At 35.3% G+C, this 12,942-nt stretch carries 10 protein-coding genes; 5 read left to right on the forward strand and 5 right to left on the reverse strand.

Annotation, left to right across the window (positions count from 1 at the left end; genetic code table 11):
* Positions 1–72: 72 nt before the first annotated feature.
* Positions 73–1,665 (reverse strand): ABC1 kinase family protein, encoded by a 1,593-nt coding sequence (locus MBBTH_RS09870; RefSeq protein ID WP_116592864.1) that lies wholly within the window; start codon positions 1,663–1,665, stop codon positions 73–75.
* A gap of 161 nt (positions 1,666–1,826) precedes the next feature.
* The gene (locus MBBTH_RS09875) at positions 1,827–3,791 is read right to left on the reverse strand and encodes a phage holin family protein (RefSeq protein WP_116592902.1); all 1,965 of its coding nucleotides are present in this window, start codon (positions 3,789–3,791) and stop codon (positions 1,827–1,829) included.
* Positions 3,792–3,968: 177 nt separating this feature from the next.
* Between MBBTH_RS09875 and MBBTH_RS09880 the strand changes: the two genes are divergently transcribed.
* Positions 3,969–4,805, forward strand: a complete 837-nt coding sequence (locus tag MBBTH_RS09880) for a CPBP family intramembrane glutamic endopeptidase (RefSeq protein ID WP_116592865.1) — start codon at positions 3,969–3,971, stop codon at positions 4,803–4,805.
* Between the two features lie 44 nt (positions 4,806–4,849).
* Here MBBTH_RS09880 and MBBTH_RS09885 read toward each other — a convergent pair whose 3' ends face one another.
* A complete protein-coding gene (locus tag MBBTH_RS09885) occupies positions 4,850–5,686 on the reverse strand; it encodes an amino acid ABC transporter substrate-binding protein (protein ID WP_116592866.1) in 837 nt (278 codons plus the stop codon).
* Positions 5,687–5,853: 167 nt separating this feature from the next.
* On the opposite strand from MBBTH_RS09885, the gene MBBTH_RS09890 reads away from it, so the two are divergent.
* Positions 5,854–6,705 carry a helix-turn-helix domain-containing protein gene (locus tag MBBTH_RS09890; RefSeq protein WP_207773364.1) on the forward strand — a complete coding sequence of 284 codons (852 nt, stop codon included), beginning with the start codon at positions 5,854–5,856 and terminating at the stop codon, positions 6,703–6,705.
* Positions 6,706–6,963: 258 nt separating this feature from the next.
* Here MBBTH_RS09890 and MBBTH_RS09895 read toward each other — a convergent pair whose 3' ends face one another.
* Both MBBTH_RS09895 and MBBTH_RS11210 read right to left on the reverse strand, forming a co-directional pair.
* On the reverse strand, positions 6,964–7,191 hold the full coding sequence (locus MBBTH_RS09895) for a DUF4870 domain-containing protein (protein ID WP_116592867.1): 228 nt from the start codon (positions 7,189–7,191) through the stop codon (positions 6,964–6,966).
* A gap of 119 nt (positions 7,192–7,310) precedes the next feature.
* A complete protein-coding gene (locus MBBTH_RS11210; protein WP_279305951.1) occupies positions 7,311–7,445 on the reverse strand; it encodes a hypothetical protein in 135 nt (44 codons plus the stop codon).
* 226 nt (positions 7,446–7,671) lie between these two features.
* Between MBBTH_RS11210 and MBBTH_RS09900 the strand changes: the two genes are divergently transcribed.
* The 3 genes from MBBTH_RS09900 (at position 7,672) to MBBTH_RS09910 (ending at position 12,233) form a co-directional block, all read left to right on the forward strand.
* Positions 7,672–9,363 (forward strand): ATP-grasp domain-containing protein, encoded by a 1,692-nt coding sequence (locus tag MBBTH_RS09900; RefSeq protein WP_116592868.1) that lies wholly within the window; start codon positions 7,672–7,674, stop codon positions 9,361–9,363.
* A gap of 10 nt (positions 9,364–9,373) precedes the next feature.
* Positions 9,374–11,092: an MATE family efflux transporter gene (locus MBBTH_RS09905; RefSeq protein WP_116592869.1), complete on the forward strand. Its 1,719-nt coding sequence runs from the start codon at positions 9,374–9,376 to the stop codon at positions 11,090–11,092.
* Positions 11,093–11,408: 316 nt separating this feature from the next.
* Entirely contained in the window at positions 11,409–12,233 is an 825-nt protein-coding gene (locus MBBTH_RS09910) for a BRO family protein (protein ID WP_116592870.1), read from the forward strand.
* The last annotated feature ends 709 nt before the right edge of the window (positions 12,234–12,942 follow it).

The following is a 12,942-nucleotide window of genomic DNA, read 5'->3' on the forward strand; positions in this document are numbered from 1 at the left end:
TTAACTGTTAATATCAAGCTAAACAAACAAAATTAAAAAAAGGTATGAAGAAAAAATTCTTCATATCAAAATCTATTTCAATACGAATTTCTTAAGGCCTATGATACTTAATATTATGGCAATTATATATCCGATTAAGGAAATCACCGGCATGTCAAATACCCTTGGTCCAAAGGAAACGACTGATGAACCGATTATGAGTGCGGATACCAGTGCGATTATTGAAACCTTGTCTGTGATATCCACTTCAAACCTGAACTGCAGTTCCTCATTGTCAATCTTGTGGATTGTCCTTGTGAGAAGTTTAGGCAATGACTGAAGCATGTGCTCATACAGAATCAGGTTGCTCTTCTTGCCTTTCAGATACTGTTTAGGATTCAATCTTTGCATGGCTATTTGCTTTGCGACAGGTTTGATTGATGCGAAAACATCTATTTCAGGATCTAAGTTCTGTGCAATAGCCTCGACCATTGATAATCCTCTGGCCATTGTGACGAATTCGTTTGGAAGGATTACACCGTATTCCTGCATGAGATTGAGCAGTTCCTCCAGAACTCCATTGAAACGATTGAGTTCAACACCAAAATATCTTCCGAACAGGTCATTTAAGTCCCTTTTCAAGGTTCTTGTCTCAATATCATAATCAAGGATATCCATGTACATCAACTGATTTATCAATCCGTCAACGTCCTGATCAACGAACAATACCATCAATTCGGAAAGGTTCTTCTTGAATTCCTCATCAAAGAATCCCATCATACCCAAATCAAGGTAACATACGACATTGTTTTCCAGAATCATTATGTTTCCAGGGTGAGGGTCTCCATGGAAGAACCCGTCGATGAATAGTTGTTGTAGATATGAATCAAGGACATTTTTAGCTAAAAGTTTCTTGTCGAACTCATCGCCGGTGCTTTCATACACTTCGTTTAACTTTGCACCGTCTATGAACTCCATGGTCAAAACCTTTGAGCTGCAATACTTGGAGTAGGTTGCTGGAATGTGTATGTCCGGGTTATCTTCAAAGTTCAATTCAATGCGTTGCATATTCATGAATTCATTATTGTAATCGATTTCCTTGTGAATAGAACGGTCAAACTCGTCCATGATTCCTGGAAGATTGATCTTTCTCAAATCGGCGTTAAATTTGTCCGCACGGTTTGCGACATATTTCATTATCCTTAAGTCAAGGTCTATCTTGTCTGTGATGCCCTCTTTTTGGACTTTGACTGCAACCCTTTCACCAGTGATCAATTTTGCTTCATGAACCTGACCGATTGATGCGGTCGCCAGGTGTTGCTCTGAAAACTCTTCGAACAATTCGTCGATGCTTCCGTGAAGTTCCCTTTCGACTATTTTCTTAACCTGGTCATAGCTTATGGCCGGATTGTCATCCTGCAGGTTTGCCAATTCATTTGCAATCTTTTCCCCGACAACATCCGGACGGGTACTCATTAGCTGACCCAACTTGATGAAAGTGGTTCCCAAGTCCTGAAGCATGAGTCTTAATTTAACCGGAAGTTCATCATCCAATAAAAGACTAGGTGAATCATCTTCGTTTCTACGTATTTTACTTTTAGCGGTTTGGCCTAAAATCTCATCGAAGCCGTATTTTTTTAATGCGGCTCGGATTTCACCCAAACGTTCTTTTGTTTCCTTATCCATGTCTATCACTTTGAGAAAATAAATAAAATGCAAGGCACATGATTATAGTTTAAAACTACCTTTAATTTTATATTAAAATCATTGATTAATATATCTTTTTAATTATTGAAAATGAGCAAAGGAGGGAAGTGAAATATTCCCTCTTAGAAATCCTATGAACATTATTTTTTCAATTCGGCCAGATTTTCCTTCAATAACCTGTAAATGTTTTCCGCACCGACAATCTCCTCATCAGTGACATTCCATGTTGAAGGATGCAATATGAACGGTTGGGACTGTTCCCCTCCAACTCCACCGTGGCTTCCGACCAGTTCCTCAAATGCGCATACCTCATCGGCCTTCTCGTCATAAAAGCTGTTGACCAGAATGTCCGGGGTGTGTTCAAATGAACTGGTTCTCTTCAAGTGTCTGACGATGTTGTCTCCAAAGCCTTCAAGAGGGTTTTCCCCTTCAATCTTGCCGCTGTCGAGGAAATAGATTCCATTTTTTCCAATGGCCAAGTCCCCATGTTCCTGGGATTTGACCAGAATGAAACCGACATATTCGTTTCCAATGATTCCAGGTATCATTTCCGGGAAATAGCTATTGAGTTCCTCATATGTCAGCCTTTGGCTCCATTGGGTCAGATAAATCATTGCAAGATTGCCTGAAGCCAACACGATTACTTCAGAATCGCCCAATTCCTCTTCCTCTTCTTTTTCCTTTTCGAGTTTCTTATTTTTCCTTGAAAATGGATGGTATTCCTTAGCAACATTGTCCTGGTTTGAATCCATTTTTGCAAAAACCTTCATGTCCTTAGGAAGCAGTGACTTGACAAAATCCTCGAACGTTTCGCCGTACCTTTGTGTGAATGTGGCTCCGTTGGTTTGGCCGTGATCTGACTGTATTACGAATTGGTAGTCCCTAGGGGAGTATCTGTTTGCATCAATCAGGTGTTTGATCTGCTTGTCCATCCCTCTCAATGCATACCATGCGTCATTGTCCCTGACCCCTGAGTGGTGAGCAATCTCGTCATAACCCAGGTAGGTTGAATATGCAACATCAATATCGCCAATCATCATGTCTCCAATCAATGTTGAGGTGTTGATTTCCCTCATGAATACGTTTGTAAATGCTCTTGTTATAACGTATGCTATGCCACGCTTTACTCTTGGCCTAATGTCCTTAATTTTATGAATAATCTGTGACCAGATTTCAAGTATGATGTCTGCAAGAAGCAGGGCAACTATACGTGCGAAATTACTTGGATTGGAGAATACTGAATACCAAGCCTTATTGTATAGCTTTTTAATATTCAATATCTTACTGAATGTGAATATCACGTTGTCCGTGTCACCTGAAAATAAGTTGGACCTGCTTGCTCCATTGTCAACCAGCAGCCCGTTTCCGTCGGAAATTCTCTTCTCCAATTCGGGCACCTTGGTGGGTCCTGAACACTGCATCATATGATTGTCATTATCCTTTTCTATCCATCTGAATGCGACAATGCCCTCGTTATTCCCATGCAAAATTCCCGCCTGGCTTGCACCGGTTTGGGAGGACAGGTCAGTTTCCCACATCCTAAGATTGTAATTCCCACTGTCGATCATTTCCTTAACTGTAGGCATGTGCCCCTTTTCGACAGCCTCGCACAAGACCTCATGAGCAAGCCCGTCAATCTCAACGATTATCACGCCGGGATAATCTTTGATTTCTGTTTTCCTTTTCTTTTCTGCATCTTTTAAAACAACCCTATAGTATGAACTGTCATCGTCGATTGTTATTATTGCTGACAATATGGTTGTTACGGCGGCCATTGCAATCGGTGCAAGAACAATTGCGAGACCCTGAATTTCTATTTCAAACAGCGGCGCGAAGAAATTAAGTAAACATCCGTTTAATATCAATGTTCCAAAACCGAACGTGAATACCAAAAACGGCATCGCAATTCTTGTTAAAATGGGCCAGAGTATGGAATTGACTAAACTGATGAAGAGTACAAGAAGGATTATATCGTCAAATTGATGCACCTGGACTCCCAATCCTAAAAAACTTATCAGATATATTCCTAAAACATTTCCAATGAGCACTATCAAGCTTCTTTTTAAACTTCGCTTTGGTGTTGACTTTTGGTCAATGATTTCCATATTATGAGATGCCTCCAGTATAGTATTAATTATGTTGAAAAACATTTAAATAAGTAATCGCCCCAAAATCTCCCATCAGTCTAAAAATGATTTAGGCAACAGTTATATATTCTTAATTAAAAAATTTTATGTATTAATATTTTTACATTTTACGAACTTTTTAAGAGGTTTAACATAATGAAGATATCAAAACTATTTGAAAAAACTAAGGAAAAAGAGTTTACAACATTTCCGGCAACTCTTGAAACATATGCCTGGTATAAGCCTATATTAATAGCGATTATCGCAATAATAGTTTCCATTGCACTTTCATTTGTTGCATTATTTGCTATAAGGGCAGACCCTAGATCAAGCACCATAATGAACCTTATTCTTTCAGCAGTCACAATGATAATAATGATTGTGGCCATTTATATAGGAAACAGACTGATATATAAGATTCCATTTTCCACACAGGTGGCTCCTGTCAGGAAATGGAACTGGGGCATTTACATCAAGACATTCGCTATCTCATTGATTGTCTATGGAATAATTATGGCTTTTAATTTTTTATTTTCCGGAGCGAAGATTACTAACAATCTACCAATATCCCTATTCATATTGTGTTTGATTCTGCCTATATTTCAAGGCTTTGGAGAGGAATTCCTATGCCGTGGTCTATTGATGCAAACCTTAGGGGCATGGTTTAAAATACCGATTGTTGCAATTGTCCTTCAGGCAGTGGTATTTGCCGTATTGCATCCCTACCAACTGTTTTCATTGATAGGCGTGCTTTGTACCGGATTGGTATACGGTTTGATAACATGGTACGGTCAAGGTTTGGAAGCCTCATCAGCAATGCATTCCGTCAACAACATTGCTGCATTCATTGCAATAGGATTTGGCCTTCAGCAAGGAGCGGGCGGAAACGCATCAGACCCAATTGCTCTTTTGATAAATGTTGCCGTTGTGGTCATTCCAGCCATAATCGTCATTATATTGGACAAGTTCAATCTGATGGGCTTTGAAAGTTAGGGATTAATAAACATCCCTATTTTTTCATTATTTTTTTAACACCACTAATTATCCGGATAGATTAAGCCTTCGGGAATTTGGTAATCGCTGTATTTTTGAGCAATCTTATCAACTGTTCCATCTTTGAACATTTCATCCAATGTTTTTTGAACCTGGTCCCTTAACTCGGTATTTCCTTTTTTAAATCCAATACCGTAATGTTCTCCGCTTAACGGTTCGTCAAGAATATTGAAATCCTTATGGTTCTCATTTTTCTTAACTTGGTAATGTGCGAGTCCAATGTCTGCAACCAATGCGTCACAAACTCCTGATTCCAGGTCCATGAACCCGGTGTTATAATCCTTAATTTCAGTTAATGACCCGAAACCGTCTTTTAAAGTAGAATTTTGATTATTTAAACTGTTCAATGCGGAGCTGCCCTCTAAAATTTCAACATTTTTTCCTTTTAAATCATCTAAAGTGTTTATTCCGGAATCATTTTTAACAACAAACACTGGAGTGTTGTTGAAGTAAGGTTCAGACCAGGTATAGTCATCTTCCCTTCCATTGATAGTAAATTCGGACCAGATACAATCAATTTCATTACTGTCTAGCTCCAATTCTTTTGTATTCCAGTCAATAATTGGTTGTGCTCTGAAAGTCCAGTTGTTCCTCTTACAAACCTCTTTTGCAAGGTCCAAATCAAAACCGGTGAAGTTTCCATTTTCATCCGAATATCCAAATGGCGGAAAAATACTGTTGAATCCGATTACAAAAGTGTCATCTGAATTTTCTACATTTGATTCGTCACTATAGAAATCAAACATGCTTTCTGCACTTACCGCACCAATCAATAAGAATATTGTTAGTGATATTGCTGTAAATAAAATTATTTTTTTCATATCAAATCCCCATTTAAACCTAATTATATTGAAATATATATAAAAGTTTATCTAATTTTTATAATTAATTAAATATGAATACACACATTTCTACAAAACTAGGATATATTTTGCAGACTTACCTATTCACCACAAAACTTTATAAAAAATGTCACAAATTTAATTATATGAATGAAAATCTTTATGGAATGTTCGATAAGGTTTTACAATCCGAATATTCTATTATAGAAGAGGGTTCAAAAAAGACAATTGAACTGGGAGAAGATGCCAAATACGGAAAAATGGAAACCTACTCATTATTTGATGGGGTAATAATTGCTTTTATGGACATTAACCTTGGCAATAATAATAACATATTTTTTGAAGACAAAATCTCCTCCCGTTTGCTTCAAATCAATCACTGTGTTAATGGCAGATACTCATATGCGGTAGGTGATGACAGGATTGTTTACTTTGGGAAAGGGGATTTGTGTGTTAGCATTTATGATTTGACAAAAACGATTTCTGACTTTCCATTAGGATATTATGAAGGCCTGGAGATTTTCATTGACGTTGATGTTGCAAGCAAACATATCAAAACCCTAATTCCTGATTTTGATTTGATTGATTTATATGAAAGTTTAGAGGGGTCCAAAGGTTATAGGTTGCTTAGGGCAAATGAAAAAATCGATCACGTGATTGGTGAGATATATTGTGTCGATGATAGGATCAAGGAGCCCTATTTCAAATTAAAATGTCTGGAACTGTTGCTCTTTGTCTCTATAGCTAGTGAAACTAAAACAGAATCATTACCCCTTTCTAAAAATCAGGTTGATATTATTGAAAATGTTAAAAATGATCTGATAAATGATTTGGAGAGTAAAATCACCATTGATGAATTGGCGGATAAATATGGCGTTAGCAAAACAACCCTGAAGAATTTCTTCAAGGAAGTTTATGGAAAACCTATTTATAAATGGAGAAAGGAGTACAGACTTGATTATGCCTGTCGATTGATTGACGAGGGAGATGTGAGCTGATTTGCAGTGCAAATGCGATAACGGTAAGCAGGCACAACAAAACTTGGACATTAAACAATAGAAGGTGCAACCAATGTCTGAGATGTATTATGTCATGTTCGGTTCATTGCTTAACACAGGTCAGATTATGATTTTCAGGCAATGAAAAAACATGAAAAGAAGTATTTTGTACTATCAGTTGCAGGATTGATAATTGCTGGTGAAGATATTAAAGACATCATTAATGATTAAAAAAATTAAAAAAAGAATGTTTGGAATTTAACTCATTGCAGCCATTCCAAGCATTGATACACCAAGTATTGATACTAAAATTACTGAAATTAACATCATCACTACACCGACAATAATGATATATTTAGCGTGTTTTTTGACATATTCATCATCGCCTTTAGCGAAGTATAATACCAAACCGTAGATTACACCAATTAGCGGGAATAATATTGCAAGGATATAACCAATAATCGCAAGAATTTTTTCAGTTTCCATCTTTTCACCTCTTTAAAATTCAATATTAATTTTTATATAATGCATTATTTATTAAACTTTTGGAGAGTGGAGCATGTTAATATTTCAGAAAAATTGAATCTTAAATAAATTAAAAAAAATCATTCCCCCTCTGTTTCAACGGTATAAACCTTAAGACAAACTGTTTTATCCTGTTCTGCCATGTCTTCCAATGTGTCATTGTCTTTACTTACCAATGACATTCCAGGCATATAATGTTGTCTTGAAAATGCCATACATAAAACTTACAGGAAATACGCTGTAATCAAAAAACTTTAAATTAAAAAATAAAACTGTTCGTATAACTTATAAAAACATTGTAATACTTACGACTCAACACAATAGCCTAACTTCTTTTTTTAACATTGCATTTAACATAATATTATGAATTTTTTCAATTAAAAAAAACAAATATATCAAATAATAAAAATATATTACATAGAGTTTATAGGTGTTTTTTTCATGAGAAATATTATTATAGTTCAGTGTATGTCTACAGGCAAAAATTACGTTCAAGACATTATCGATAGAAATTGCAATCCAATCGTTTTAGAAATGAAGCCTTTTGGAGATTCCGAAGATGCATTAATCTATCAGGAAGAAGTGAAAAGTGAATATGAATCTATAGAAAATGACTTTGATTTGATATATGAGAAAGACTCCTATGAAGAAACGCTTGAGATGGTTAGAAAATTTGATCCTGTAGTCATTGTTCCAGGTACCGAGGATGGGGTGATACTGGCCACAAAATTGGCGAATGACTTGAATCTGTTATGCAATCCCATGGAAAGTATTGATGCAATAACTTTAAAAAACGAAATGCAAAACAGATTGGCCGAAAACAATCTGCGTTCTATCAAGGGACGGGTTGTCAGGTCTCTGGATGAGGCTATCGAATATTATGATAAGGAAAACCTGAAGGAAGTCGTGGTGAAGCCCGTATACAGCGCGGCATCCGTGGGCGTGAGGCTATGCTCAGACAGACAGGAAATGATTGATGCCGTGACCGAAGTTTTTAGTTTAACAGGCGTTTACGGAAATGAATTGACAGAACTCGTCATTCAAGAACGCATCAACGGACAGGAATATGTTGTTGATACTGTTTCATGTGATGGAGTTCATCGAGTAACCCTAGTTTGGAAATACAATAAGATTAAAACCCCCGAAGGCGGAAATATATATGATTATGATATAACTGTTAATGAATTGGGAATCGGTGAGGCAGAACTTGTTGAGTATGCATATGACGTTGCTGACGCCTTAGGAATCAAATACGGCCCAGTCCATGGCGAATACATGGTCGATGAAAAGGGACCTGTCCTGATTGAAGTGAACTGCCGCCCACACGGGAGCAGCATGGATGCAAAATTCTTGGACATGATTTCAGGCCAGCACGAAACCGACAGCTCACTTGATTCCTATCTGAATCCTGAAAAATTCAATCTGGAGCGTTTGAAGGGCTATCACCCATTTGCCCAGGGAGTTGTAAAGAGCTTCATTGTACCAAAGGATCTGATTGCCAAATCATCCCCAATGGATTCATTAGGTATTAATCTGAAAAGCGTCTATAAGACAGACGTTTCGATTAAAAAACCTCAAGCATTCCACAAGACCCAGGATTTGGAAACCATAGGCGGAACTGTTTATTTGGTTCATGAAGATCCACTTCAAGTTCAAAAGGATGTTGACTTTTTAAGAAATGTTGAAAAAAGGGCTTTCCAATTGGTTTTAAGTGAGGAATTGCATGAAAATGTGGATATTGATGAAGAAAAAATTAAAAATGACACTGCTTCATTGATAAATGACATCAAACCTTACGGAACATGCCTTTTAGTCACTGAAGACATATATGATGATTTAGATTTATCCCAGGTCACAGAAGAAAACTTAGACGATGTCAAAGGAAAATTTAACTGCGTGGTAATAAACCTGAACAGAAGCCTTGTCAATAAAAAAGATGATGAAATTGCGCGATTATTCTTAAATATATTGGATAAGGTCAAATTTGGCGGATTAGTTTTTATTCCAAAAACAACCTATGACTATATGCCTAATTCCAGATTAGGTGCAGAAGCGCTTGTTAAAGTATTGGATTTTAAAATAGAAATGCCGTTACATAAATTAAATAGAATGATTATCGCATCAAGAATATAATCTGGATATCATGACATACGAGCGAAATTTTGACTTGTTGAACAGGAAGTTCAGGGAATTGTTTTTCCCCACATTAATGGTTTCAATAGCTGGCAATTTTGCCGTGCTTGTGGATGCCTTCTTCATTAGCATGTTTATGGGATCACTGTACTTGTCTGTTGTTCAAAGCATTGAGCCTTTTGTTGCTTTTATTAATGTTATATACTGGCTAATAGGTTTGGGAGGCAGTATCTTATGCACTATGGCAAAAGCAGAATTTAATGATAAGAAGGGAAATGCATATTTCACGATTTCGATTATTGGAATTATCATTGTCGGGTTAATCATAACCCTCTCAACAATAATATTTCAAACATCCTATGTTCAGATATTATGTCATTCCGCTCAATTAAAACCGTTGGTAACACAATACTTTTACTATTATGCCCTTGGAATTGTATTTGAATGTTATATGGTATCTCTGGCATATTTCATCAAAACTGATGGCTTTATTAATATGCAATTTAGGGCATTTTTACTTTGTAATGTGGTCAATATCGTTCTGGATGTCGTTTTGATGAAATTCTTGAATTTGGGCATTTCCGGTGCGGCAATGGCAACAACTGTCGGACATATTGTCTCAGCAATTTACATTACATTATACTTCTTCAAATCAAACAGAACCTTAAAATTCATTAAAGTTAAATCATCCGAGCTAATTGGTTATATCGTGGATATCTGCAAAGCCGGTTTTTCAGGCTCTTCAATTCCATTATATATTACAATCAGATTGGTATTTTTAAATGCTTTGATTGTTGGAATTTTGGGAGATTTAGGTTTGGCCGCATTTAATATGTGTTATAACACCATATTTTTAGTGGACATTTTTATTTTAGGTACTTCTCAATCAATTTTACCAATTGCTGCCGTCTATTATAAAGAGGAGGATTACACTGGTGTGGATTATGTAACCAAAAGATCCCTTAAAATTGTAATAGGATTTGGAGCATTCTTTTCAGCATTATTCATCTTGTTCCCTCAAATAGTATTGTTCATATTTAATGTAAGCAATCCTGCCGATATCCCTACAGTAATAAACGTGATAAGGATATTCTCCATTAGCTTCATTGCATTTGCAGTCAATAACCTGTACATGTTTTATGCAGAGTCTGTTCAATACAATAAATTGGCAAATATAGTTACTCTCATTCAGGGATTGATTTTCCCTATACTGTTTGCATATCTTTTTGCCTATTTATGGGGAGCGGAAGGATTCTGGGCGTCTCTTGTTGTATCTGAATTTGCAACCTTATTGTTTATTTTCATATATTCCAAAATCATAGCCCGTAAAAGCAACGGTGAATATTCAGGATTTTTCCTGATTAAGAAACCTGAAGACTCATCAGTATTTGAATTCACTCTTGAGGGAAACGTAGAGGATGCAGTCAAATTATCTGAAAACATCCAGAAATCCTTTAATGATGACAGATTATCCGTTCTTGTAAGTATGGCAATTGAGGATATGATTGTCCATATCATTGACATTAACGATAATGTGGATTTAATCGATATGATTATCCGGGAAAATGGGGATTATATTCTAATTTCAATTAAATATTCAGGCAATAGTATAAATGTAATGGAAGACGAGAGTATAGAATCCAATATCGCCATTTTAAACAAGATTTCGCAAAAAATTGATTACTCCCAAATATTGGGTTTGAACAATATTGTAATTAGAATCAAATAGAGGATTTTTAATATCACTTAAAATAGGACAACAAAAAATATGACCTAACTGTTCGTGTAAAACTTATAAAAAAGTTCCGATACTTATCAATTTCCCGCACTAAAACTCTAATGAAAAATTTGTTTTGTAGTTATAATTAAATTTTTTGACACTATTAAAAAAATAAATACTATTGATAGTGTAATATTGCTCCCACTTCTTAAAATTGTTTTAACTTAGTAAAATTGCTTTTATTTCTAACAAAAACTATATTTACTATCTAATTTAATATAGTACTAAGTAATTTATCCGTAATCAATTGAAAGGAGGCAAACTTATGAATGAAAAATATGCTATCAAATTATTTGATGAATATAAAATCAGAACTAAATGGGATTCTGAAATCGAAGATTACTACTATTCAGTAATAGATGTTATTGCAGTTCTTACAGAAAGTAAAAACCCTAACCGATATTGGAGTGACTTAAAAAGAAAACTATCAGATGAATCTGGTCAACCTTACGAAAATATCGTAAGGTTGAAACTCAAAGCTACAGATGGCAAAATGCGTGAAACAGATGCTGCTAACACTAAACAATTATTAAGAATTGTACAATCTGTTCCTTCACCAAAAGCCGAACCATTCAAGAAATGGCTAGCCCAAATGGGTAAAGAAAGACTTGAAGAAATAGCAGACCCTGAAATTGCCATGCAAAGGGCAATCAATACCTACCGCCAAAAAGGTTACTCTGAAGAATGGATAACCCAAAGAATGAGAAGTATTGAAACCAGAAAGGAACTAACCGCTGAATGGAATAGGGTCGGAGTTAACGAAGGAATCGAATATGCAATATTAACAGATGATATCTCAAAAGCATGGTCTGGAATGTCAACAAAAGAATACAAACAATACAAAGGACTTAAAAAAGAAGGTTTAAGAGATAACATGACCAATCTTGAACTAATATTGAACATGTTAGCAGAAGTATCAACAACTGAAATAAGTAAAGTTGAAAATCCTGACGGTTTTGAGGAAAGCCGTGATGTTGCAAAACGTGGTGGGAACATTGCAGGAAATGCCAGACAAGAACTTGAAGAAGTAACTGGTAAATCAGTCATCAGTAAAAAGAATTCTAAAAATCCTAAATTATTGGATAAATAATTAATTCATCTACTTTTTGTTTTTTGGTAAAAATGCAAATCGATAATTTTTATGCATTATTTAACTATTTTTTGAAAAGAACTATTACCCAATATAAAGATAAAAATACGAATAATTCGTATAAAACTTATAAAAAAGTTCCGATACTTATCAAATTCCAGCACTAAAACTCTACTACAGAATTTATTTTTTGATGATTATAAAATTTTTGGAAATCGTTGATTACCTCACTACTTTTTTTATATAAATAGGATAATAAAAAGGATAATAAAGCCATACTGGAAGCCAACACTGATTTACTGCATTGTGAAGCCGTTTTTGATTTTGCACATTTGACTTTTTGTGTCGTAAATTCTTGTTGAAATGTTTACAAAAATTCACAAAAACACAAGGCTTTAGGACACAATTTTTTCTCAAAAAACTGAACAGTTTAACAATGAAATCGAATAGAAATGTTTATATAGACATAATGATAAACTATACATTAGCCATTGCCCACTGAAAGCAATTTTACGAAGTGAGAGCAATTTTCACAGTCGTACAACTTTTTTTGGCAATGCCTGAAAATCAAATTTAGAGAGGTAAAATATCAAGAAAGCAGTGAGAAAAAACAGATCATGAAAAAAAGGATTATATTATGAATAACGAGCTAAATATTATTTTTTAATATAATCCTAAGGTCAGTCGAGAAAAATAAGAATAGTTAAAC

It is taken from the genome of Methanobrevibacter thaueri (assembly GCF_003111625.1).
Taxonomy (GTDB): domain Archaea; phylum Methanobacteriota; class Methanobacteria; order Methanobacteriales; family Methanobacteriaceae; genus Methanocatella; species Methanocatella thaueri.

Bases quoted from the DNA above. Each gene is read 5' to 3' on its own strand.
- MBBTH_RS09905 (WP_116592869.1), top strand. From the start codon at position 9,374: ATGACATACGAGCGAAATTTTGACTTGTTGAACAGGAAGTTCAGGGAA.
- MBBTH_RS09910 (WP_116592870.1), top strand. From the start codon at position 11,409: ATGAATGAAAAATATGCTATCAAATTATTTGATGAATATAAAATCAGA.
- MBBTH_RS09870 (WP_116592864.1), bottom strand. From the start codon at position 1,665: ATGGATAAGGAAACAAAAGAACGTTTGGGTGAAATCCGAGCCGCATTA.
- MBBTH_RS09885 (WP_116592866.1), bottom strand. From the start codon at position 5,686: ATGAAAAAAATAATTTTATTTACAGCAATATCACTAACAATATTCTTA.
- MBBTH_RS11210 (WP_279305951.1), bottom strand. From the start codon at position 7,445: ATGGCATTTTCAAGACAACATTATATGCCTGGAATGTCATTGGTAAGT.
- MBBTH_RS09875 (WP_116592902.1), bottom strand. From the start codon at position 3,791: ATGGAAATCATTGACCAAAAGTCAACACCAAAGCGAAGTTTAAAAAGA.
- MBBTH_RS09880 (WP_116592865.1), top strand. From the start codon at position 3,969: ATGAAGATATCAAAACTATTTGAAAAAACTAAGGAAAAAGAGTTTACA.
- MBBTH_RS09895 (WP_116592867.1), bottom strand. From the start codon at position 7,191: ATGGAAACTGAAAAAATTCTTGCGATTATTGGTTATATCCTTGCAATA.
- MBBTH_RS09900 (WP_116592868.1), top strand. From the start codon at position 7,672: ATGAGAAATATTATTATAGTTCAGTGTATGTCTACAGGCAAAAATTAC.
- MBBTH_RS09890 (WP_207773364.1), top strand. From the start codon at position 5,854: ATGAATGAAAATCTTTATGGAATGTTCGATAAGGTTTTACAATCCGAA.